Origin of the sequence: Sphingomonas lycopersici, from assembly GCF_026130605.1 — a bacterium.
Taxonomy (GTDB): domain Bacteria; phylum Pseudomonadota; class Alphaproteobacteria; order Sphingomonadales; family Sphingomonadaceae; genus Sphingomonas; species Sphingomonas lycopersici.
This window is the reverse complement of sequence record NZ_JANFAU010000023.1, coordinates 1-22,350: the sequence shown is the minus strand read 5'-3', so window position 1 is coordinate 22,350 and position 22,350 is coordinate 1. Positions and strand designations below refer to the sequence as shown.

At 68.8% G+C, this 22,350-nt stretch carries 20 protein-coding genes; 9 read left to right on the top strand and 11 right to left on the bottom strand.

What is annotated here, in order from left to right:
- Positions 1 to 850: Y-family DNA polymerase (locus NED98_RS22765; RefSeq protein WP_489886383.1), on the bottom strand; the 850-nt coding region annotated here is incomplete at its 3' end.
- Entirely contained in the window at positions 765 to 1,526 is a 762-nt protein-coding gene (locus NED98_RS22760) for an ImuA family protein (RefSeq protein WP_209547669.1), read from the bottom strand. The genes NED98_RS22760 and NED98_RS22765, both read right to left, overlap by 86 nt.
- 270 nt (positions 1,527 to 1,796) lie before the next feature.
- Here NED98_RS22760 and NED98_RS22755 point away from each other — a divergent pair, with 270 nt between their 5' ends.
- The 4 genes from NED98_RS22755 (at position 1,797) to NED98_RS22740 (ending at position 6,336) form a co-directional block, all read left to right on the top strand.
- Complete coding sequence (locus NED98_RS22755; protein ID WP_265314634.1) at positions 1,797 to 2,615, top strand: virulence factor; 819 nt, start codon at positions 1,797 to 1,799, stop codon at positions 2,613 to 2,615.
- Positions 2,612 to 3,013 (top strand): DUF2147 domain-containing protein, encoded by a 402-nt coding sequence (locus NED98_RS22750; protein ID WP_265314632.1) that lies wholly within the window; start codon positions 2,612 to 2,614, stop codon positions 3,011 to 3,013. The genes NED98_RS22755 and NED98_RS22750 overlap by 4 nt, the downstream gene beginning before the upstream one ends.
- Positions 3,013 to 5,586, top strand: a complete 2,574-nt coding sequence (mprF, locus tag NED98_RS22745) for a bifunctional lysylphosphatidylglycerol flippase/synthetase MprF (RefSeq protein WP_265314630.1) — start codon at positions 3,013 to 3,015, stop codon at positions 5,584 to 5,586. The genes NED98_RS22750 and mprF overlap by 1 nt, the downstream gene beginning before the upstream one ends.
- Positions 5,587 to 5,784: 198 nt before the next feature.
- Entirely contained in the window at positions 5,785 to 6,336 is a 552-nt protein-coding gene (locus tag NED98_RS22740; RefSeq protein WP_179512216.1) for a hypothetical protein, read from the top strand.
- Positions 6,337 to 6,452: 116 nt separating this feature from the next.
- On the opposite strand, the gene NED98_RS22735 is transcribed toward NED98_RS22740, so the two are convergent.
- The 6 genes from NED98_RS22735 to hpnA are packed head-to-tail and all read right to left on the bottom strand — an operon-like array spanning position 6,453 to position 12,315.
- Complete coding sequence (locus NED98_RS22735; RefSeq protein ID WP_179512215.1) at positions 6,453 to 7,226, bottom strand: NUDIX hydrolase; 774 nt, start codon at positions 7,224 to 7,226, stop codon at positions 6,453 to 6,455.
- A gap of 53 nt (positions 7,227 to 7,279) precedes the next feature.
- Positions 7,280 to 8,533: a hydroxysqualene dehydroxylase HpnE gene (hpnE, locus tag NED98_RS22730; RefSeq protein ID WP_265271872.1), complete on the bottom strand. Its 1,254-nt coding sequence runs from the start codon at positions 8,531 to 8,533 to the stop codon at positions 7,280 to 7,282.
- Complete coding sequence (gene hpnD / locus NED98_RS22725) at positions 8,530 to 9,363, bottom strand: presqualene diphosphate synthase HpnD (protein WP_179512213.1); 834 nt, start codon at positions 9,361 to 9,363, stop codon at positions 8,530 to 8,532. The genes hpnE and hpnD overlap by 4 nt, the downstream gene beginning before the upstream one ends.
- A complete protein-coding gene (gene hpnC / locus NED98_RS22720; RefSeq protein ID WP_265314628.1) occupies positions 9,360 to 10,184 on the bottom strand; it encodes a squalene synthase HpnC in 825 nt (274 codons plus the stop codon). The genes hpnD and hpnC overlap by 4 nt, the downstream gene beginning before the upstream one ends.
- A complete protein-coding gene (locus NED98_RS22715; RefSeq protein ID WP_265271866.1) occupies positions 10,181 to 11,341 on the bottom strand; it encodes a glycosyltransferase in 1,161 nt (386 codons plus the stop codon). The genes hpnC and NED98_RS22715 overlap by 4 nt, the downstream gene beginning before the upstream one ends.
- On the bottom strand, positions 11,311 to 12,315 hold the full coding sequence (gene hpnA / locus NED98_RS22710) for a hopanoid-associated sugar epimerase (RefSeq protein WP_265314626.1): 1,005 nt from the start codon (positions 12,313 to 12,315) through the stop codon (positions 11,311 to 11,313). The genes NED98_RS22715 and hpnA overlap by 31 nt, the downstream gene beginning before the upstream one ends.
- Before the next feature lie 220 nt (positions 12,316 to 12,535).
- On the opposite strand from hpnA, the gene hpnI reads away from it, so the two are divergent.
- From hpnI to NED98_RS22685, 5 genes are all read left to right on the top strand, one after another.
- A complete protein-coding gene (gene hpnI, locus NED98_RS22705; protein WP_265314624.1) occupies positions 12,536 to 13,696 on the top strand; it encodes a bacteriohopanetetrol glucosamine biosynthesis glycosyltransferase HpnI in 1,161 nt (386 codons plus the stop codon).
- Positions 13,693 to 15,141, top strand: a complete 1,449-nt coding sequence (gene hpnJ, locus NED98_RS22700) for a hopanoid biosynthesis associated radical SAM protein HpnJ (protein ID WP_179512210.1) — start codon at positions 13,693 to 13,695, stop codon at positions 15,139 to 15,141. Before hpnI ends, hpnJ begins: the two co-directional genes overlap by 4 nt.
- A 145-nt stretch (positions 15,142 to 15,286) precedes the next feature.
- Entirely contained in the window at positions 15,287 to 16,117 is an 831-nt protein-coding gene (gene hpnK / locus NED98_RS22695) for a hopanoid biosynthesis-associated protein HpnK (RefSeq protein ID WP_265314622.1), read from the top strand.
- Positions 16,118 to 16,126: 9 nt separating this feature from the next.
- A complete protein-coding gene (locus NED98_RS22690) occupies positions 16,127 to 17,035 on the top strand; it encodes a ferritin-like domain-containing protein (protein ID WP_265271858.1) in 909 nt (302 codons plus the stop codon).
- On the top strand, positions 16,996 to 18,009 hold the full coding sequence (locus NED98_RS22685) for a lysylphosphatidylglycerol synthase domain-containing protein (protein ID WP_349293287.1): 1,014 nt from the start codon (positions 16,996 to 16,998) through the stop codon (positions 18,007 to 18,009). Before NED98_RS22690 ends, NED98_RS22685 begins: the two co-directional genes overlap by 40 nt.
- A gap of 104 nt (positions 18,010 to 18,113) precedes the next feature.
- Here the strand turns inward: NED98_RS22685 and hpnN are convergent, their stop codons facing one another.
- The 3 genes from hpnN to NED98_RS22670 all read right to left on the bottom strand — a co-directional run.
- Entirely contained in the window at positions 18,114 to 20,747 is a 2,634-nt protein-coding gene (gene hpnN / locus NED98_RS22680) for a hopanoid transporter HpnN (RefSeq protein ID WP_265314635.1), read from the bottom strand.
- Positions 20,747 to 21,205, bottom strand: coding sequence for a DUF2141 domain-containing protein (locus tag NED98_RS22675; RefSeq protein ID WP_179512207.1), 459 nt, complete (start codon positions 21,203 to 21,205; stop codon positions 20,747 to 20,749). Before NED98_RS22675 ends, hpnN begins: the two co-directional genes overlap by 1 nt.
- Positions 21,202 to 22,350 (bottom strand): transketolase C-terminal domain-containing protein (locus NED98_RS22670; RefSeq protein ID WP_284699695.1); only part of this gene is annotated, 1,149 nt, incomplete at its 5' end. The genes NED98_RS22675 and NED98_RS22670, both read right to left, overlap by 4 nt.

Below are 22,350 nucleotides of genomic sequence, written 5' to 3'. Positions count from 1 at the left end.
CCCTGAGCTTGTCGAAGGGCGTCCTGCCGTTCGAGAGTCGGGGCCGCCCTTCGACAAGCTCAGGGCGAACGGGGGAGTTTAAGGCATCGCGCGCACCATAGGATGCGTCACCCCGGGCTTGTCCCGGGGTCCACCGAGAGCCAAGCCAAACGGCATGAGCTTCTTGCTCAGCCCCTGATGCCCGGTGGACTCCGGGACAAGCCCGGGGTGACGGGGGGACGGGGGACAAGTGATCCCGTATTAATGCATCGCCGTACCGCGCCAGCGCCCAGGCCGCGCCGACCGTATCCGCGATCGCGATCCGCGCGCCGAACCCCAATCGCGCGAGCAGCCGGACGAGCTGTCGTGCCATCCGTTCCTCGCCGCCGTGGAGATGCGCCACCCCGGTCAGATCGAGCATCAGCCCGTCCGCATCGGTTATCGCGACATGCGGCGACCAGCGCCGTGCCAGGGCCTCGGCCAGCCGCGTCAGATCGGCGTGGTCGCCCGCCGGATCGGCATCGCGCACGTCGAGCGAGGGGACCGAAGCGCGCGCCTGGGTCAGCGCCATCCCCGGTGCGATTCCCAAAGCCGCGGCGGCAGGCGAAGCGGCGGCGATCTCGACGCGGTTGGCGCTGCGCTGCACGGTGACGAGCGGCGGCGCGGCATGCGCCATCGTCGGCCGCGCAGCGACGCGCTCGCCCTTTGCCCAGCGCGCGCCGGGGCGCCAGCCGGTGATGCGTTCGGCGGGGCGGGGCGGGGGTGCAGCAGGAACCGGCGGCGCGTCAGGCGGCGGCAGCGTGCGGCGCTCGGCCCTGACGACGCGGTCGATCGACCAATGCGGCAGGTAGAGCGAGGCGACCCGTTTCATCCACGGCCTCCACGTTCAGATCGAAAGGATCGCCGCCGCGCTGGCGGACGAGCGACAGATGCCAGCGCGCCCGCCCGATGCCCCCTGCCAGCCCGCGCGTCGGGAGCGGGGCGGAAGGCGCGGCGGCGACGCGCCAGCGGGTCACCGCGGCGGACGGCACCGCCAGCGGGTCGCCGCCTTCACGCGCGTGGCGTTTCATCAGCAGCGCGATCGTCCGCCCGCCCTCCGCCGCGAGTTGCAGCCGGCGGGTCGAGGCCATCGCCGCGCGGCGCGCCTCGCCGACCACCGCGCCGAGCCCGCGGTGGCGGATGCCTTCCTCCATCAGCGCGAGCAATTCGGCATCGTCGCGCGCCTCGGCATAGATCACGCGTTCGGGCGACAGCCCCGCCTGATAGAGGCCGGGGGCGAACAGATCGCGCCGCCGCACCACCCACAAGACCGGCCCCCAGGCGCGCGCGGCGATCCCGGCGAGCAGCAATGTGGCGCAGGCATCGTCGGCGAGGTCGGGGGTGGCCGGCGCGATCTCGTGCAGCGCATCGAGCCTGAGCCCACCCGCCGCCAGCCGCGTATCGATCTCGCCGATGCCGAACGGCAACGTCTCGCGCCGGCGATGCCCGTCGCCCTCGATCGCGCGCAGCGTATCGCGAAGCTTGGCAATGACGGCGGAGGTTGGCACGGGGGTACGACTCGTAGCGGGGTTTCGTTCCTATTTTGTTCTCATCGCTTTGTTGAGTCAATCGGGAGGGCGTCGTCCTGTTCGCAACATTCCCCGTCATTCCCGCGAAGGCGGGAATCCATTGACGCTGGCCTCGCGACTTATCCGATGGACCCGCCAGAATAGATTCCCGCCTGCGCGGGAATGACGGGGGAATATGACCGATCGCATGACAATTTCGTCATGTTGCTGACAGTGCGGTTAGATCCTGCCGGTGTTAATGCTCGAATCATGCACGGGAGCCAAGCGCCGATTCTGGACACCCCACGCAAACGCTGGCCGTATCGGCTGGCGATCACGGGCGGCGTGCTCGCGGCGGTGCTGATCGGGGTCTTCTATCGCGCGACCTATTTCGATCGCGATCCTTATGTCCAGGTCGCGGCGACCGCACCGGGACGCGGGATCGCGGCGCTCTATTTCTCCGGCGACATGGGTCTCAGCTTCGGGATCGGCGCGACGAGCGCCGATGCGCTGGCCGGCGCGGGCATCTCGGTCACCGGGTTCAACACCCCGGTCGCCTTCCGCACCCGCCGTACCGCCGCCGAAACCAACCGGATCGTCGCCGCGGCGGTGCGCCACGCGCTTGCGGCGTCGCCGGCCGACCGGCTGGTGCTGATCGGCCGGTCGTTCGGCGCGGATGTGCTGGCGGCGTCGCTCCCGGCGCTGCCGGCCGAGCTGCGCCGCCGGATCGCCGCGATCGTGCTGGTGGTGCCGGGGCGCGACGTGTTCTTCCGCACCGATCCCAGCAATATCACCTATCTGGGCACGCCCGACAGCGACGGGCGGCGCGATATCCGCGCGATCACCTGGGCGCCGTTGACCTGCATCCACGGCGCCGATGAAACCGAAAGCGCGTGCGACGGCGCGACTCAATCCAACGCCACCGATGTGGCAATGCCGGGGGGCCATTTCTTGAAATTCGATACCGATGCGATCGTCCGCAACATCATGCTCGCGATCGACCGCGCCACGGGGACGGTGGGCGCAAAACCCTCTCCGTTGGCCCGAACGGGGGTGGGTGCTTCCGGTTTGACGCGGGCGGCGGCATGAGCCGTATGCGCCACCTTGCGGCGATCGCCGTCTGCGCGCTGACCGCGACTCCCGCGGCGGCTGCCTCGCCGTTCGGGGTGTGGAGCAACCCGCGCGGTTCGCTGATGATCCGCACCACCGCGTGCAACGGCGGGCTGTGCGGCGCGATCGTCTGGGCCAACGGCGCCGCAAGGGCCGATGCGCGCGAGGCGGGGGTCGCGCATCTCATCGGCACGCAGTTGCTGCGCAATTACCGTGCAGACGCCAACGGCACCTGGTCGGGGCGGTTCTACGTCCCCGATATGGGGCGCAGCTTCCCCTCGCATCTCAAGCTGGTCGCGCCGGATCGGCTGAAGATTTCGGGCTGCCTCATCAGGCACTATTTCTGCCGCTCGCAGGAGTGGCATCGTCTGCAGTGATGCAGCGCCGCCGACTCGCGATTTCCGAGCTTCTCTCGCATCATCGCCGCTGGTGGATACCGGCGGCGGTGGCGTGCGTCGCCTTGCTTGGCCTCGCCGCGCTGCGCCTCGTGCTCGACGAGGTGCATCTGCGCGACGTGCGCGCGGCGCTCGGCGCGGTCCCGGCGGATCGCATCGCGCTGGCGGCGGCGCTGACCGCGGCGAGCTACACCCTGCTGACGCTCCACGACTGGATCGCGCTGCGCGTGATCGGGCGGCCGCAGCCGTGGCAGGTCGGCGCGACCGCCTCGTTCCTCGGCAATGCGATCAGCTACAATCTCGGGCTGTCGCTGCTCACCGGCAATTCGGCGCGCTATCGCATCTACGGGCAGGCGGGCCTTTCGCTGGCAGAGGCGGTGAAGGTCGGCGCGATCGGTACGCTCGCCTTCTGGAACGGCATCGCCGCGACCGCCGGGGTCGCGTTGCTGATCCAGCAGGCGCCGCTGCACCTCGCGCATTGGACGCTGGAGACCGGTGCGGCACATGCCTTCGGCCTCGCGCTGCTGGCGATCGCGGTGGTGCCGGTGATCCTGCGCGCCGGGGGCATCCGTCGGCTCGGCGCCGACGGCTTCGCCTTGCCTTTGCCCGATGCGCGGCATCTGTTCGCGCTGGTCGCGGTGTCGGTGGTCGACCTGCTGATCGCCTCCTCGGTGCTGTTCGTGCTGGTGCCGGGACTGGAGGCGGACGTCTTTCCCGCTTTCTTCGTCGCTTATGTGCTGGCGATCGTCGTCGCGATATTCGCGCACGTCCCCGGCGGGCTGGGGGTGTTCGAGGCGGTGGTGCTCGCTGCGCTCCCGGCGGACAAACCCGCGGTGTTCGCCGGGCTGCTGCTCTACCGGCTGGTCTATTATCTGCTGCCGCTGTTCGTCGCGGCGAGCGTGCTGGTGCTGCGCGAAGCGAGCGCGTTGCGCCGCCCGATCGGCGCGGGGCTCTCGCTGATCGATAAGGTCGGGCGTGCGCTGGCGCCGGGGGCGATCACCCTGCTCGTGTTCGCGGCGGGGTTCATCCTGCTCGTCTCGGGCGCGCTGCCGGGGGTGCGCACCCGGCTGAGCGATCTCGACGCGCTGCTGCCGCTGCCGTTCATCGAGGGGTCGCATCTCGCGGGGAGCCTCGTCGGCACCTTGCTGCTGCTCGTCGCGCCGGCGCTCAACGCACGGCTGCGCAGCGGGTTCGTGATGGCGCGCGTGCTGCTCGTCGCGGGGATCGTCTTCTCGCTGCTCAAGGGGCTCGATTACGAGGAAGCGGGGATGCAGTTCGTCATCCTCGCGATCCTGCAATATGCGCGCCCGGCCTTCTATCGCCGCGGCGGGATCGCCACCGAGCCGCTCGACGGCCGCTGGCTCGCCGCCGCCGCGGCGGCATTGGGGCTGAGCGTCTGGGCCGGCTTCTTCGCTTACAAGCGCGTGCCCTATAGCGACGAATTGTGGTGGCGGTTCGCCCTCAACGGCAATGCGCCGCGCTTCCTGCGCGCGACCTTCGCCGCCGGGGTGCTGATGGCGGCGATCGCCTTCTGGCATTTGCTGATGGGGCGCAGCGCGCGCCCCGCCGCGGGCACCGCCGATCTGCCCGCGGAGGTGGCGAAGACCGCGCTCGCTTATGCCAGTCGCACCGACGCCAATCTCGCCTTCACCGGCGACAAAAGGTTCGTCATCTCGACCGCGCGCGATGCCTTCCTGATGTATCGCGTGCGCGGGCGGACGTGGATCGTGATGGGCGATCCGGTGGGGCCGGAGGCGGCGTGGGGCGAGCTCGTCTGGTCGATCCGCCGCGCCTGCGACGCGGCGCATGGCCGGCTATGCTTCTACCAGATCAGCGCCGACATGCTCCCGCTGACGATCGATATGGGGCTGGAGGCGATGAAATATGGCGAGGAGGCGCATGTCGATCTCGCCGATTTCACGCTGGAGGGGCCGCAGGCGAAGGATTTTCGCGCCGCCCTGCGCCGTGCCACGCGCGAGGGCATGACCTTCGCGGTCGTGCCGCCCGCGGAAGTGCCGGCGATCATGCCCGATCTGCGCGCGGTGTCCGATGCGTGGCTGGTCGATCGGCCGGGCGGGGAGAAGCGTTTCAGCCTGGGGCCGTTCGATCCCGATTATCTCGCGCGCTTCCCGGTGGCGGTGGTGCGGCACGGGGAACGGATGCTCGCCTTCGCCAATATCTGGACCAACGGCGCGCCCGACGGCGACGGCGGCGAGATGTCGGTCGATCTGATGCGCTATATTCCCGATGCGCCGGGCGGAACGATGGACATGATGTTCGTGCGGCTGTTCGAATGGGGCCGGGCGCAGGGTTATGCGACCTTCAACCTCGGCATCGCCCCGCTGGCGGGTTTGCCCGAGGACCGGCTGGCGCCGATCTGGGCCAAGATCGGCCGCACCTTGTTCGAGCGCGGCGAGCGACTCTATCGCTTCACCGGGCTGCGCGCGTTCAAGGCCAAGTTTCAGCCGCGCTGGGAGCCGCGCTATATCGCCACCCCCGGCGGGTTGCCGCGATTGCGCGCACTCGTTGCGCTGGTCGGGGCGGTGAACGACTGATTGTTGCGTAAAAGACGCACCCTGTCGCGCAATTTCAACAATGTGACTCGGTTCGTCGCATCCAATGTTGCGGCGCGGCAAGGTCCGTGATTCATTTATGAACGCGGGGCATCATAGCGTTAAGGGTAGGGTTAACCACCGTGGCGTAAGATAACTTCGCTTGTTGAGTACAGGCTTTGGTACGGGCTGAGGTGGGTCATGAGTGCCAGGATGAAGCCGGCGGAAGGTGCGATGACACTCGCCGAGATGAAAGAGTTCGCTGGCTTTGCCGCGGCGACGCAACGCTACATCCGGCGCAGTCTCGATATAGGTCTTGAGCGCGAGGACGCGATGACGCGCTGGTCGCGCGACGTGGTCGAGGCGGCGAGCATCCGCGCACAGGCCCGGCATTACGAGCGGCTTCCCGAAATCCGTACTTTGGTGCCTGACGATAGCGGGCTCGATCGGGTCGAGGCGTTTCTTGCGCCGCTGATCACGGTCACAGCCTTCGATCTCGGGCAGGGGCGGCTGCCGACTTTCTCCGCCTATCGCTTCCTCTACGAGCGGCTGATCGGGGCGAATGTGCGGCCGTGGCTGCCGGGCGCCTTCTGCGCCGCTGCCGCGCTGCCGCATCTTCACCCGGAATTGCGCCGCAAATTGCTCCAGTCGATCAGCGAGGCGGCGGCGACCGCGTCGGGCTGGTCGTCGCGCCAGCCGGCGTTCTTCCCGCATTGGGTGGAAAAGGTCGAGGCCAGCGCGCTGCCGCATTGAGCAGGAAGGCGCTTTTCCCCGTTCGCCCTGAGCTTGTCGAAGGGCGTCCCAACTCGCGGACGGCAGGACGCCCTTCGACAAGCTCAGGGCGAACGGATTCTCTTTCGTGAAAGGCGCTAAGCGCGCATCGCGCCGGACAGTGGCTCCGAGGTCACCGGATAGCCCGCATCGTCGGCGATGCAGAGGTGCTGCTCGCCGCTACGCTCCTCGGTCCAGGGCGTGACGATCCGGATCGGGGTCGCGCGGGCGTGCGCCACCGCGTCGGCGAAATTGTCGAACAGCGCCAGCCGCTCCAGATTGCGCCGCGTCGGGAAGATGATCGCCAGCTTGCCGGCGTCGGCATCGTCGAGCACCGATTGCGCGGTCGCCCAAACCAGCCGGACATTCTCGGTCGCATCGACGGTGGCGCGCGGCGCGTCCGCCGGCAGCTCGGCGAGGTAGAAGCGGGTATCGAACCGCTTCATCCCACGATGCGCCGGCAGCCAGCGCGCCCAGGGTTCGAGCATATCGAGATCGAGCGCCGACCCCGCATCGGCCAAGGCCTCGGCAAAGGGCGTGCCGGCATGCAGCGCGGCGCGCATCGCGGCCAGCGCTTCTGCCGACGGCATCGGTTTCAGCCCGACGGGTACGCCGGTCTCCTCGATCGTCTCGCGGATCGCGGCGATGCGCGAGGCGGTTTCCGCGTCGCCGCCGAGCAGCTCGGCGAGCACATGATCGCCCCCGTCGACGCGTCCGCCGGGGAATACCATCGCCCCGCCGGCAAACGACATTTCCTTGGCGCGCTCGACCATCAGCAATTCGGGCGCCCCGCCGCCCGCCGCGCGAAAGATCACCAGAGTCGCCGCCGGTATCGCGCCATCATGCAGATCGTTGAGATCGTGATCGGTCATGGTCGCTCCGGCTTTTGAATATCGGGTATCATTTGGCGCGCCGCGCATATTGGTCAATGGCGGAATTGCTGCACCAGCCGTGCCGCCGTCTCGCCTGCGCGCAATGCGCCCTCGATCGTCGCCGGCAGCCCGTTCTGCACCCAGTCCCCGGCGAGGAACAGATTGCGCCAGCGCGTCGTCGCGGGCGGGCGCTTGGCATCCTGCGCCGGGGTGGCGGCGAAGGTCGCGCGCTTTTCCTTGACGATCTGCCACGCCGGCATCGCCGCAGTGAAGCCGCAGGCGCGCTGGATATCGCCCCAGAAACGCCGCGCCAGCTCCTCGCGATCGAGGTCGACGATCGCGTCGGCGGCGCTGACCGTCACCGAGAGGCGATCGGGGAAGGCGAACAGCCATTCCGCGGTCCCGCCGATCAGCCCCTGCATAGGCGGCATCCCGTGCGGCGCGGGCAATGCGAAATGCCCGTTGACGATCGCATGGAACGCATCGGGCGCGGATATCTCGGGCAGCAGCGCGGTCGCCACCCACGACGGAACCGCGAGGATCACCGCCTCGTCCGCCGCCACGGGCTCGGCGCCGTCGCCCCAGTCGAGCGCGCTGACCCGATCGCCCTCGGTGACGATCGCGCGGAGCCGGCGACCGAGCGTCAGCGGCGCCTCACGCGCGGCGAGCCACGCCACCGCCGGGTCGACAAAGGCAGCGGCGAGGCTGGGTTCGGCGATCCGCGGCAGGCTGGCTTGACCGCCCTTCAACAGAGATTCGCGCAACACCTGCGCGGTCAGCTGCGCCGATCCGCTGGCGGGCGGCGTGTTGAGTACCGCAAGCAGCACCGGCGCGATCAACTTGCGCCACGCCGGGCTGTCGGTGTCGACGCGATCGCCGACGATATCGCGCGGCCCGCCGGTAATCAGCCGCGCAAGCCGCAGATAGTCGAGCGCGCCGGTTCCCGGCACGCGGCGGCCGGGTGAAAAGACCCACCACGGTACGCGGCCCTGATTGATGCGGATCGTCCAGCGGGCGCCGTCGGTCAGGTCGACGAAGGCGAAATCGGCCTGTTCGGGGCCGGCGAGCGGCTGGGTCGCGCCGATCGTCGTGCGGAACCGCGCGACCGCCTCATTCCCGGCGAGCACGAGGTGATTGCCGTTATCGATCGTCAGCCCGAGCTGTCGGTCGTAATAGGAACGGCAGCGCCCGCCCGCCTGCGCCGCGGAATCGGCGATGCGCACCCGCACGCCCGCTTCCGCCAGCCGCACCGCGGCGGACAGCCCGGCGAGCCCGGCGCCGGCGATCGTCGCGCGCGCGAACGTCAACGCGTCACCACCAGCCGCGCGACCGTCCACAACAAGGCGGGCTTGCTGACGCGGATGCGCTGGCGCGGCGGCGCCCACCCGACGGTTTCCATCCGCGTCAGCAATTTGGCATAGACCGCTTCCATCAGGCGCGGCGCGAGCAAATGGCCCGCGGGGCGGGCGGCGAGGATCGCATCGGCGGCGCGATAATGCGCGCGCGCGCGTTCCGCCAACGGGCGCACCGCCTGGTCGATCCGCGGATCGGCGGCGACCGCCTCCGGCGTGGTCGGAGTGATCCCGACGGCATCCAGCGCCTCGATCGGCAGGTAGACGCGGCCGATCGCGGCATCCTCGTCGATATCGCGCAGGATATTGGTGAGCTGGAGCGCGCGGCCGAGATGATGCGCCAGCTCGATGCCCGGCGCGTGCGGCATGCCGAACACGCGCACCGACAGCCGCCCCACCGCCGAGGCGACCCGGTCGCAATAAAGGTCCAATTCGTCGATCGTCGGCCAGCGGATATCGCGTGCGACGTCCATCGCCATGCCATCGATCACCGCCTCGAAATCGGCGCGGTCGAGCCCAAAGCGCCGCACCGCTTCGGCGACGATTTGGGCCTGACCCGCATCGCCGCCGGCATAAAGCGCATCGAGATCGCGGCGCCAGCGATCGAGCGCGGCGGCGCGGCCGGGGCGGTCGCCCTGCTGGTCGTCGGCGATGTCGTCGACCGCGCGGCAGAAGGCGTAGATCGCGTACATCGCCTCGCGCTCGGCCTTGGGCAACAGCCGCATTCCGGCATAGAAGGAGCTGCCGCCGGCCTGTGCGGCGGGGTTGGCGGTAACCTCGCTCATGCCGCGCGCCGCAGCAGCGCAGGGACCGCGGCACTGAGCCCGAGCAGCGCGGCTTCGAGCTTGCCGTGGTGGACGCGTTCGCTCAGCGGATCGCGCGTCGCGAGCCGATCGCACAGGCTCACCGCGAGCCGGTGGATCGCGGCGACTTCGGCGGCGAGCCGACGGTCGCGGATCATCGCCGAGAAACCCGCCGACCGGTCAAGCAGATCGCGCGTGCGCTCGACCAGCGCGGTGATGATCGCGCGCAGCGCCGGGGTGGCGCGCGGGCGGGCGAGGTCGGCGAGGTCGATGCCGGTATCAAGCGGGATATAGACCCGGCCGAGCGTGCGATAATCCTTCCCGCAATCCTGCAGGTGGTTGATCACCTGGAGCGCGGCGCAGAGCGCATCATTCGCAGGCCAGGTTTCGCGGCTCTCGCCGTGGACATCGAGCACGAAGCGGCCGACGGGCATCGCAGACAGCCGGCAATAACCGATAAGATCGTCCCAGTCGGCGCAACGCGCCTCGGTCACGTCGCGGACGAAGGCGTCGAGCAGGTCGTGCGCGTGGATCGGGTCGATCCCCCGCGCCGCCATCACCGCGCCGAGCGCCACCGCCTCGGGCGGGCCGTCGCCGTCGAGCCCGGCACGCATCCGGGCGAGCAGGTCGAGCTTGGTCGCCTGCGTCGCCTGTTCGTTGTCGGCGATATCGTCGGCGGCGCGCGCGAAGCGGTAATAGGCCATCACCGGCGCGCGATGCTCGGGGCGCAAGAGGAAGCTGGCGACGGGGAAATTCTCGTCGTGATGGCCCTTGCCCGAGGCGAGATCGGCTGTGTCTGTCATCGTGCCCCGGCCGCTGCCTGCGCCCGCCCTTTCCACATTCCGCCGCGCCCGCGCGCATGCTGCCACGCCGATAGCAAGGTGCATCCGGCGTAGAAAGCCGCGATCGCCGGCAGCGCGACGCCCCACAAGGGCGAGCGGCGGTAGAAAGCGAGCATCGGCTGGAACGCGATCGTCATCAGCGCCCACGCACCCAGCCCGGCGAAACGCGCGAAACCGTGCGCGAAGATCGCGAGCAGCGGCGGCGCGAGATAGACCACAGCCAGCCCGAGGATCGTCCCCGCCAGCAGCGGCGGCGAATAGCCGAGCTGGGCATAGGCCGATCGCGCGATCATCGCCGCCATCGCGCCGAAGCCGTCATTGGGGCGGATGCTGCGCGAGCGATCGGTCAGCCCGAGCCAGATGCGCCCCTGCCGCTTGAGCAACGCGCCGAGCGTGCAATCGTCGATCAGCGCGTCGCGGATCGCGGCGATCCCGCCTGCCGCTTCCAGTGCCTCGCGCCGCACCAGCATGCAGCCGCCGGCCGCGCCGCCCGGCCCGGTCGCGCGGTTCATCAGCCCGAACGGATAGAGCAATTGGAAGAAGAAGACGAAGGCCGGGATCAGCATCCGCTCGGCGAGAGTGGCGCAATGCAGCCGTGCCATCAGGCTGACGAGCGCGAGCTTACCCGCCTCGGCGCGGGTGACGAGCATCCGCAACGTATCGGGCGCGTGCTCGATATCGGCGTCGGTGAGCCAGAGATAGGTAGGCGAGGCGCCGGCGCGCTCCACCCCCTGCGCGACCGCCCAGAGCTTGCCGGTCCAGCCGGCGGCGAGGGGTAGGCCCTGCGCCACCTCGACCCGCGGCGACGCGAGCGCGCGGGCGATATCGCCGGTGCCGTCGCTCGACGAATCGTCGACCAGGATGATGCGGAACGCGCCGGGATAATCCTGCGCGGCGAGGCTGCCGAGCGACCGCGCGATCAGCGCCGCCTCGTCGCGTGCCGGGACGACCGCGACGACATCGGGCCAGGACGCCGGGGCGGCGGGCAGGTCGCGCGTGTCGCGCTCGCGCGCCAGCCAGAAGCCGTGCCGCGCGAACACCAGTACCAGCCAGATCGCCAGCGAGAGCCCTGCAATCCAGCTCCAGATCACCGGATCATCCCCGCCTGCCGGAACCACGCCACCGCATCCTCGAGCGCCGCGCGATACGGCCGCGCGCGATAGCCGAGCTCGGCTTCGGCCTTCGCCGAGGAAAAGAACATGCGATATTTCGCCATCCTCAGCGAATCGAGCGTGAGGAAGGGATTGCCGCCGGTCGCCCGCGCGATCTGCTCGTTCGCCCAGGCGAGCGGAAAGAGCGGCGCGCGCGGGATGCGCACCGTCGGCGGCTTGCGCCCGACGATCTCGGCGATCTCTGCCAGCATCTCGCCGAGCATCACATCCTGCCCGCCGAGGATATAGCGTTCGCCGACGCGGCCCTGTTCCAGCGCAAGCACATGCCCCGCCGCGACATCGTCGACATGGACGAGGTTGAGCCCCGAATCGACATAGGCCGGCATCCGCCCGCTCGCCGCCTCGACGATGATCCGCCCGGTCGGGGTAGGCTTGACGTCGCGCGGACCGATCGGGGTGGAGGGCTGGACGATCACCGCCGGCAGCCCTTCGTCGCGGACCAATGCCTCAACCAGCCGCTCGGCCACCACCTTGCTGCGCTTGTAGACGCCGACCGCCTGTTCGGGGGTCGCGGCGCGGGTTTCGTCGGCGGGGCCGTGGTCGCGCGGCCGCAGGGTCGCGACGCTCGACGTATAGACCACGCGTTCGACCCCCGCGGCGAGCGCGGCGCGCATCACCGTTTCGGTGCTGGCGCGATTGTTGCGGACAATCTCCTCGGGGTCGGGCGCCCACAGGCGATAATCGGCGGCGACGTGGAGCAGGTGGCGGACGCCGCGCATCGCCGCCGCGACGCTGGCCGGATCGCGCGCGTCACCCTCGACGAGTTCGCCGGGGAAATCGTGCAGATTGGCGCGGGGGCTAGAAGCGCGGACCAGCCCGCGGACGCGGTGCCCCTCCGCCGCCAGCGCGCGGGCGACCGCCGAGCCGACGAAGCCGGACACGCCGGTCACGAGGGTAAGCGAGGGGGCGGGCGAACTCACGCGGGTGGCTCTAGGGTCGAAAGTCGATCAGGACAATCTGGTGCATTTCTCTCCTCTCCCTGGTGAAGGGAGGGGCCGGGGGTGGGTGGGTATGGGGGGCACCCGAACGATATCCCCGCAGGCCAACCCACCCCTGACCCCTTGTTCAAGGGAGGGGAGGGCGAAAGGATGCTCGGTCTGGCCCCTACCCACGCGAGAACGGGTGGGATAGGGAGCCCGCATGGGGTTCGTGGCGATTATCAATGTGATGGGCTGGGTTTTGCTCGGCCTGAGCGTCCTCGGGACGCTCTATATGATCGCGGCCGCCTTCACGATGCGACGGTTCTTCGCGCACCCGGTCCCCGCCGGCCGGCGTAGCGAGGGCGTGACCTTACTCAAGCCGCTCCACGGCGCCGAGCCGCGCCTTGTCGACAATCTCGCCAGCTTTCTCGAACAGGATCACGACGGCCCGATCCAGCTTTTGTGCGGGGTGCAGCGCGCGGACGATCCCGCGATCGCCGCGGTCGCGGCGCTCAAGGTGCGCTTCCCGCAGGCGCGGATCGATCTGGTGGTCGATCCCACCCCGCACGGCGCCAACGGCAAGGTCGCCAACCTCATCAATCTCGAGCCGCATATCGCGCATGACGTGATCGTGCTGAGCGACAGCGACATGGCGGCACGCCCGGATTATCTCGCCGGGCTGCTCTCCGCGCTCGACCGTCCGGGGGTGGGGGCGGTGACGCTCGCTTATTACGGGCGCGGCGACGGGGGCTTCTGGTCGCGGGTCGGCGCGGCGGGGCTGAGCTGGCAATTCCTTCCCGGCGCGGTGTTCGGCGTGGCGCACCGACTCGCGCGGCCGTGCATGGGGTCGACGATCGCGATGCGGCGCCCGATGCTGGCGGCGATCGGCGGCTTCCGCGCGTTCGCCGACGTGCTGGCCGACGATTATGCGATCGGCGAGGCGATCGCCGCGCGCGGCGCATTGGTGACGGTCCCGCCGATGCTCGTCACCCATGCCTCGGCCGAGCGCAATTTCGGCGAATTGTGGCGCCACGAACTGCGCTGGGGGGCGACGGTGCGCGATGTGGTGCCCGGCGCCTATATGCTGGGGGTGATCGGCATGCCGCTGCCGCTCGCCTTGTGCGATATCGTGTGTCAACCGCGCTGGGGGCTGGCGGCGGCCGCCTTTGCGCTGGTGTCGCGGCTTGGCGTGGCCTACGTCGCCGATCGGCGCGCGGGCACGCGCACTGCGTCGTTGTGGCTGCTGCCGATACGCGATTGCCTGACGTTCGCGGTATTTGTCGCGAGCCTCGGGGTACGATCGGTTGATTGGCGCGGCGCAACGCTTAAAATGGAGAAACACGGCCGGATCGCGGCCGAACCGGAGATCCCCCTCCCATGACGTTGCGTACACTGTTTATGCAGGCCCCGTCGTTCGACGGTTATGACGGCGGCGCCGGCGCGCGCTACCAGATGAAGCGCGAGGTGCGCAGCTTCTGGTATCCCACCTGGCTGGCGCAGCCCGCGGCGATGGTCGCCGGATCGCGGCTGATCGATGCGCCCGCGCACGACCAGAGCTGGGAAGACATCGCGCATGAGGTGGACGGCAAGGAGCTTGTCATCCTCCACACCTCGACGCCGAGCTTCAATCAGGACATCCGCACCGCCGCGCTGATCAAGGCGCGCAACCCCAAGGCGCTGGTCGGCTTCGTCGGCGCCAAGGTCGCGGTCGAGCCTGACAAGAGCCTTGCCGCGAGCGAGCACGTCGATTTCGTCGCGCGCGAGGAATATGATTTCACGATCCTCGACATCGCCGAGGGCAAGCCGCTCGCCGAGGTCGACGGGATCACCTGGCGCGCGCCCGACGGCGCGTTCATCCGCAACAAGGATCGCGCGCCGATCGAGGACATGGACGTCCTTCCGATGGTCTCGCCGGTCTACAAGCGCGACCTGACGATCGAGAAATATTTCGGCGGCTATCTGCGCCACCCCTATGTCAGCTTCTACACCGGGCGCGGGTGCAAGAGCCGCTGCACCTTCTGCCTGTGGCCGCAGACGATCAGCGGGCACAATTACCGCTATCGCTCGGTCCCCAAGGTGATCGAGGAAGTGCAGTACATCCTGAAGGAGATCCCCCAGACCAAGGAGATCTTCTTCGACGACGATACGCTGACCGACAATCACGAGCGCGTCGAGGAACTGGCGCGCGCGCTGGGTGCACTCGGCTTCGGCAAGCCGGGCTTCCCGGTATCGTGGAGCTGCAACGCCAAGGCCAACGTGCCGCGCAAGACGCTGGAGGTGCTCAAGGCCAACGGGCTGCGGCTGCTGCTCGTCGGCTATGAAAGCGGTAACCAGAAGATCCTGCACAATATCAAGAAGGGGCTGCGCGTCGACGTCGCGCGGCAATTCACCAAGGATTGCCACGAGCTCGGCATCGTGATCCACGGCACCTTCATCCTCGGCCTGCCCGGCGAGACGCTGGAGACGATCGAGGAAACAATCGAATATGCCAAGGAAATCAATCCGCACACGATCCAGGTGTCGCTGGCGGCGCCTTATCCGGGGACCTTTCTCTATAAGCAGGCGACCGAAAACGGCTGGTTCGACGGCAGCGATCATCTGCTGACCGACGGCGGCAACCAGATCGCGCAATTGAGCTATCCGCATTTGCCGGCGAGCGTGATCTTCGACAAGGTCGAGGAATTCTACAAACGCTTCTACTTCCGCCCGCGCAAGATCGGGTCGATCGTCGGCGAGATGCTGCGCGATTTCGACATGATGAAGCGCCGGCTGCGCGAAGGCGTGGAGTTCTTCGACTTCCTGCGGCGGCGCAAGGAAGCGGCGTGATCCTCCGCCCGCCACGTCGTCATCCCCGCGAAGGCGGGGATCCATTCACGCTGAGCTTTGCGATGGAATCGCGCCCGCAGCGTCAATGGATTCCCGCCTGCGCGGGAATGACGGGAGAAGGAACGCGGGTGACCGCAGCGCAAAAGTGAAAAGGCTCGTCGTCACCGCCGACGATTTCGGCGCGTCGATCGAGGTCAACACCGCGGTTGAGCAGGCGCACCGCCACGGCATCCTCACCGCCGCCAGCCTCATGGTCGCGGGCGATGCCGCGGCGGATGCGGTGGCGCGGGCGCGCGTGATGCCGACGCTGGGGGTTGGCCTCCATATCGTGCTGGTCGAGGGGCGGCCGATGCTGCCTCCCGAGCGTTTGCCCGCGCTGGTCGCGCCGGACGGCAATTTCCGCACCGATATGGCGCGGACCGGGGCGCGGATCTTCGCTTCCCCCGCCGCGCGGCGCCAGCTCGCCGCCGAGGTCGAGGCGCAATTCGCCGCCTTTGCCGCGACCGGGCTGCCGCTCGATCACGTCAATGCGCACAAACATTATCACCTGCATCCGACGATCGCGGGGACGATCCTCAGGGCCGGGCGGCGCTTCGGGATGAGGTCGATCCGCGCCCCGATCGAGGATCGCGCCATTCTCAATGCGATCGAGGGCGGCGCATCCGGCCCGCGGATCGAGACGATCTGGGCCAGGCTGGTGCGCCGGCGGATGCGCGCAGCGGGGATGGCCGTGCCCGATAACGTCTTCGGTCTCGCCTGGTCCGGCGCGATGACAGCAGCGCGGGTGCGGGGGTTGCTCGACCATCTCCCCGACGGGCTGAGCGAAATCTACACCCACCCCGCGACCGGCCCCTATCCCGGCGCCGCGCCCGGCTATGATTATCCCGGCGAACTCGCCGCGCTGACCGATGCGCTTGCGCCGTCGCTGATTACGCGCGAGAGGATCGCGCTCGGCCGTTTTGCCGATTTCGCTTGAGGTAAAGTAATGAATCTCGTGCCCGATTGGGGAGAGTTCGACAGCAAGGCGCCGCTCCCGGTCGGGCCGGTGCGGCTCGGCAGCCCCGAGCATCTGATGCTGTTCAGCCGGATGCTGCTCGATACGCACGATCCCTATCGCCCCGCGCTGATCGACTGGCCCGAGCTGGAGCCCGCGACGCGCGACAAGATCGTCTCGCTGCCGATCTGGGATATGGCGGTGCAGACCGAGGGACGCACCGGGCTGTTCGTCAAGACGTTCGGCGAAACGGTGCGCGATCCGCTGCTCAAGTCCGCGGTCGAGATGGACGCGTTCGAGGAGCGCCGCCACAAGGTGGTGCTCGCCGATATGGTGCAATCCTATGGCATCCAGCTCGAGCCCGAACCCGATTATATCAAGCCCAAGGACGCCGAATGGGCCTTCATGCGCTCGGGCTATTCGGAATGTATCGACAGCTTCTTCGGCTTCGGGCTGTTCAAGCTTGCCAAGGATACCGGCTTCTTCCCGCCCGAGCTGATCGACACGTTCGAGCCCGTCATGCGTGAGGAGGGGCGGCATATCCTGTTCTTCGTCAACTGGGTGGCGTGGTGGCGGCGCAACATGCCGTGGTGGCGCCGGCCCTATTTCGAGGCCAAGGTGATCGTGGTGTGGCTGTTCCTGATCTGGGAACGGATCGACATGGCCAAGGGCATGGGCGACAACACCAAGGCGCAGGAGAATAATTTCACCCTCAACGGCTCGAAGGAGCTGGGGGTGGAGGTGACCTTCCCCGAACTCGCCAGCATCTGCCTGTCGGAGAACGATCGCCGGCTGGCACCTTACGACCAGCGGCTGATTCGCCCGCGCTTCGTGCCGGCGATGATGCGGCTCGCGCTCAAATTCATGAAAAAGCCGAAGCCGGCGGGAGCGGCCGCCTGAACGGTTTCGCGCGGGCCGGCCTGCTGCTGGCGACGGTCGCCGGGCTGGCGGTCGCGGTCTGGACCTTCGGCGCGACCGGTTTTGCCGATGTGGTGTCGGTCGCGCGGCGCATCGGCGTTGGCGGGTTCCTGCTGTTCTGCGGCTGGTCGCTCGGCACCTTCGTGCTGCTCGGCGCCGCATGGCTTGCCGCCGCGCCGGGGGAAATGCTGGGGCGGCTTGGGCTATTTTCCTGGGCGCGGATGGTGCGCGAGGCGGTGTCGGACCTGTTGCCCTTCTCGCAGCTCGGCGGGGTGGTGATCGGCGCGCGGACGCTGACCGTCGCGCGTATCCCGATGCCGCGGGTCTACGGCTCTTTGGTGGTCGATATGACGACCGAGATGGCGGCGCAGCTCGCCTACACCTTGTTCGGGCTGGCGCTGATGGCCTCGCTGCTGATCGGCGACGGCGCGGCGGTGGCGCTGCGCGGGCCGATCCTCGGCGGGACGGCGGTGATGGTGACGATCATCCTCGCCTTTTTCGCCGGGCAACGCACCGCGCTCGACCTGACCGCGCGGATCGCGGGGCGTTTCGTCCCGGCGGGGCGCGGCGCGCTGGAAGATATCCGTGCCGAGCTGGCGGGGATTTACGCGCGGCGCGGGCGCGTCGCTCTGGCCTTCGGGTTCAACCTCGCGGCGTGGGTGGCGAGCGGGGCGGGGGCTTGGCTGGTGCTGCGGCTGATGGGGGTGCCGATCTCGCTGCTCGACATGCTGTCGCTCGAAAGCCTGATCTTCACCTTGCGCAGCGTCGCCTTCTTCATTCCCGGCGCATTGGGGGTGCAGGAGGCGGCCTATGCGCTCGCCGGGCCATTGTTCGGCCTGCCGCCGGAAAGCGCGCTGGCCTTGTCGCTGGCGAAGCGCGCGCGCGATCTGGCGATCGGGGTGCCGACGCTGCTCGCGTGGCAGCTCGGTGAGGCGCGTCAGCTCGCGCGGGGTTAGTAATGTGAGCCGTCACCCCGGGGCTTGTGCCGGGGTGAGGGGATTCAATATAATTGATTGTAATATCGATATAATTTTTCGAAATCCAGGATTCGACCCGCCGGTCACTCGTGTGAACTTTGTGAACTTTGCCTGTTTGATCGCATCCCGCTCGATCCTTTCGGCGGCCCCAGCAGCGCAGGTTCGAAGATCAGCGCGCAGATCAGCGTCCAGATCAGCGAGATCATGAGGATTTCGCCCATGCTCGCGGTCCCCGGATGATGCGACAGCCACAGGCTGCCGAACGCGGTGCCGGTGGCGAACGCACTGAACAGCACCGCGCGCGCCAGGCTCGATTGCAGCAGCCCGGTCGCTCCGGCGCGCCATGCCATCACGAAATAGATATGGAAGGCGACCCCGACCCCGAACAGCAGCGGGAAGGCGATGATATTGGCGAAGTTGATCGGCTGCCCGATCAGCACGCAGCTTCCCAGCGTCAGGAAGATCGACAACACCACCGGTGCCAGCGTGAACGCCACCTCGCGCACGTCGCGCAGCACCGCGAACAGCAGCACGCTGACCAGCAGGAAGGCGAGAATCCCGGCGCGGACAAACGCGCCGGCGATCGTCCCCGCCGCCGCCTGCGTGCCGACCGGCAAGCCGGAAATCGCCGGCGTCACCCCGGCCACCGCATCGCGGAAGCGGGTGATGACGCGATTGTCGTTGCTGTCGCCTTTGGGGAAGACCTGCAGCCGCACCCGCCCATCGGGCGCGACCCAGCTACGCACCAGATCGGCGGGCAGATCGGCGCGCGTCACGGGTGCAGCCTGCAACGCGGTGCGGACCTGATCGAGCATCACCCCGAGCGGCTTGGCGAGCGCTGCGTTGAGCGCCGCGCGTTTGGCGGGCGCGGCCTGCGCCAGCTGGTCGAACAATGACGCGAGGCGTTGCGCGTCGCGCGCGCCTTGCGTCTGGTTGCCGGCGGAAATCTCGCGCAGCCGCGCGGCGCTTTGCGTGAGCGCGGCGACCATTTCGGCGTCGCTCGGCGGCGCGGCGATATCGAGCGGGTTGATCGTCACGTCGAGCAGCAGCGCGGCGTCCTGGATCAGCGCCAGCTTGGCCGGCTGATCATCGGGGACGAAGCTATCGAGCGAGACGACATGCGCCACCTCGGGCAGCGCGGCGAGCTTGCGGGTCAGCACCTGCGCTTCGTTCGTACTGCGCGCGAGGACGTCGATCGTGTTCGGGGTGCGATCGGGGTCGCGGGTCAGATCGGCGAGCGCGCGCATCGATGGCGCCTTCGGATCGCGCAGATGGAGCGGGTTGAAGTCGAACGACGCCCAGGGCAGCAACGCGATGCTGACGATCAGTGCCGCAACGAATGCCCAGAGCACCGCGCCGCGGCGACGCTCGAGCAGCCGATCGACCGGCGCGAGCGCGGCGATCCCGACCTCGCCGCGCGGCCGATCGGGGCGGAAGACGATCACCAGAGCGGGGAGCAAGGTCGCGCTCAGCGCCAGCGCGATCACCATCCCGATTCCGGCGATCAGCCCGAGTTCGGCGATGCCGATATAATCGGTCGGCAGGAACGCGCCGAAGCCGAGGAAGATCGCGCCCGCCGCCAGCGTCAGCGGCGCGCCCAGCGCGACCGCCGCCTGCTGCATCGCTGCGTCGGGCGCCGCACCCTCGACGCGTTCGGCATTGTAGCGGACGCACAATTGGATGCCGAAATCGACCCCCAGTCCGACGAACAACGGGATGAAGGCGACTGAGATCACGTTGAACCGCCCGACCGCGAGCAGCCCCGCCGCCATCGTCAGGATCAGCCCGAGCACGATCGTGATCAGGATCGCCGCGACCAGCCGCACCGATCGCGTCGCGAACCAAAGCGTGATCAGCATCGCCGCGAGCATCACCGCACCGACCAGCCCGATATTCTCTTGCAGGCTGGCGAATTCCTGATCCGCCAGCGGCACCTCGCCGGTGAGCTGGACGCGGACGCCGTGCGCCGCATCGAGCCCCAGTGCGCCGGCGGCGGCGTGCACCGCATCGGTCGCCGCCTCGCCGGGCATCAGCGCGCTATGATCGAGCATCGGCTGGACCAGCAAGAGCCGGCGTGTCGGCGGCGCGAGCGCGCCGCCGCTGCTTGCGAACAGTCGCTGCCACGAAAAGGGCGCCGGGTGGCCGCGCAGCGCGCCGTCGGTGGCGTCGGCCAGTGCGCGGATCGGCTTGTCGATGCGATCGAGCGACACCTGCCCGGCCGCGACGCCGTCGGCCATCGTCGAGAGCGCGCCGGCGACGCCGCGCAGGCTGGGATCGGCGGCGAGCGGGCCGAGCATCGGCTGCGCCTCGACCAACGCCGCGGTGGCGTCGCGCACCTCCTTTTCGCTACCGAACAACAGCCCCTGACGCGCGAAATAGTCGCCGCCGTCGGGGCGGGTGACGCGGCGGAAATGCGCCTTGTCCTGAGCGAGCCGCGCTTCAAGCCGCGCGGCGCCGTCTTCGGCGAGTTCGGGGGTCGCGCCGTCGACCATGATCAGCATCGCATCGGTCAGCTGCGGGAAGGCGGCTTCCATCGCGCGTTCCTGCCGCCGCCAGTCGACATCGGGGGAGATCAGCGCGGCGGTGTCGGTGGTCATCGCGAACCGGTCGGCCACGACGACCAGCGCCAGCGCCGCCAGTATCACCGCGCCGACGATCGTCAGCCACGGGCGCCGCACGCTCGCCGCGACAAGGCCGGCCACCGGGGAGCGTTGCATCACCGCGCAGGTGGCCCTTTCGCGCCCATGAAATACCGCAGCTGGAAGGCGATCGTATGGCTATGGCCGTTGAAAGCGAATGCCGCTTCGGCGAATTTCGGCGGCCCGAGGCGGATCTTGGCGTCGTTCGAGAAACCGATCCCCTCCTTGGGGATGCCGAACAGCCCGCGGTCGACCTTGCCGTTGCTATTCTCGTCGAGATAGGCCTGCACGGCATAATGGCCCGGCGGCAAATTGCCGATCGTCACCCGCGTGGTGCCGAGCCGCGCGCGCGCATTGCCCGACCAGGGGCAATCCTCCTTGAGGAATTTCGCCTCCGGGCAGACATCGACCTGCACCAGCCCGGTCGCCGCGCGGACGTTGCCGACGTCGACGGTCAAGACGCCGCGCGCCGGTTCGGACGGCGCAGCGGCGGAAAGCAGGAACAAGGCAACCGGGGCAAGCAGCAATGGCTTCATGAACGCAGACGTTCCTCGACCGCGCCGGTCTGGTTCCACCGCAATGTTTTGAGGACGGTATTGACGATATGGTCGGCGTCGAGCCCGGCCTCGGCATATTGCGCATTGGGGCTGTCCTGATCCTGGAAGCGATCGGGCAGCCGCATCGTGCGGAGCTTGAGCCCGGCGTCGATCAGCCCGGCGTCGGAGGCCAGCGTCAGCACATGCGCGCCGAGCCCGCCGACCGAGCCCTCCTCGATCGTCACCGCCACCTCATGCGTGGAAAGCAGCCGCCGGATCAGCTCCTCGTCGAGCGGCTTGGCGAAGCGCAAATCCGCCACCGTCGTCGACAAGCCCTTGGCCTCGAGCGCCTCGGCGGCCTTGAGCGCCTCGCCCAGCCGCGTCCCCAAGGACAGGATCGCCACCGTCTTGCCCTCGCGCACGATGCGGCCCTTGCCGATCGCCAGCACCTCAGGGTCGGCGGGGAGCGGAACGCCGGTGCCGTTGCCGCGCGGATAGCGCACCGCGATCGGCCCGCTGTCATGCGCGACGCAGGTGTGCACCATATGCACCAGCTCGGCCTCGTCCGCCGCCGCCATCACCACGAAATTGGGCAAGGAGGCGAGATAGGCGATGTCGAAGCTGCCGGCATGCGTCGCCCCGTCGGCGCCGACCAGCCCGGCGCGGTCGATCGCGAAGCGCACCGGGAGGTTCTGGATCGCCACGTCATGCACCACCTGGTCATAGGCGCGCTGGAGGAAGGTCGAATAGATCGCGCAGAACGGCCGCATCCCCTGCGCCGCGAGCCCGGCGGCGAAGGTCACCGCATGCTGCTCGGCGATCCCGACGTCGAACGCGCGCTCGGGGTGGCGTTTGGCGAAGCGATCGACCCCGGTGCCCGAGGGCATCGCCGCGGTGATCGCGCACACCGTCGGATCCTTGTCCGCCGCATCGGCGAGCGCGTCGCCGAATACATTCTGGTACGCCGGCGGCCCCGGCGGCGCCTTGGCCTGGGTGCCGGTGATCACGTCGAACTTCTGCACCCCGTGATATTTGTCCGCCGCCGCCTCGGCCGGGGCATAGCCCTTGCCCTTCTTGGTCACGACATGGACGAGGATCGGGCCTTCCTCGGCATCGCGGACATTCTCGAGCACCGGGATGAGATG

What these genes read in the sequence shown, in the direction of transcription:
- NED98_RS22690 (WP_265271858.1), top strand. Translation starts at nt 16,127, where the DNA reads ATGAATCTCGTGCCCGATTGGGGAGAGTTCGACAGCAAGGCGCCGCTC.
- NED98_RS22755 (WP_265314634.1), top strand. Translation starts at nt 1,797, where the DNA reads ATGCACGGGAGCCAAGCGCCGATTCTGGACACCCCACGCAAACGCTGG.
- hpnD (WP_179512213.1), bottom strand. Translation starts at nt 9,363, where the DNA reads ATGAGCGAGGTTACCGCCAACCCCGCCGCACAGGCCGGCGGCAGCTCC.
- NED98_RS22735 (WP_179512215.1), bottom strand. Translation starts at nt 7,226, where the DNA reads ATGACCGATCACGATCTCAACGATCTGCATGATGGCGCGATACCGGCG.
- hpnJ (WP_179512210.1), top strand. Translation starts at nt 13,693, where the DNA reads ATGACGTTGCGTACACTGTTTATGCAGGCCCCGTCGTTCGACGGTTAT.
- NED98_RS22750 (WP_265314632.1), top strand. Translation starts at nt 2,612, where the DNA reads ATGAGCCGTATGCGCCACCTTGCGGCGATCGCCGTCTGCGCGCTGACC.
- hpnC (WP_265314628.1), bottom strand. Translation starts at nt 10,184, where the DNA reads ATGACAGACACAGCCGATCTCGCCTCGGGCAAGGGCCATCACGACGAG.
- hpnN (WP_265314635.1), bottom strand. Translation starts at nt 20,747, where the DNA reads ATGCAACGCTCCCCGGTGGCCGGCCTTGTCGCGGCGAGCGTGCGGCGC.
- NED98_RS22740 (WP_179512216.1), top strand. Translation starts at nt 5,785, where the DNA reads ATGAGTGCCAGGATGAAGCCGGCGGAAGGTGCGATGACACTCGCCGAG.
- NED98_RS22675 (WP_179512207.1), bottom strand. Translation starts at nt 21,205, where the DNA reads ATGAAGCCATTGCTGCTTGCCCCGGTTGCCTTGTTCCTGCTTTCCGCC.
- mprF (WP_265314630.1), top strand. Translation starts at nt 3,013, where the DNA reads ATGCAGCGCCGCCGACTCGCGATTTCCGAGCTTCTCTCGCATCATCGC.
- hpnI (WP_265314624.1), top strand. Translation starts at nt 12,536, where the DNA reads ATGGGGTTCGTGGCGATTATCAATGTGATGGGCTGGGTTTTGCTCGGC.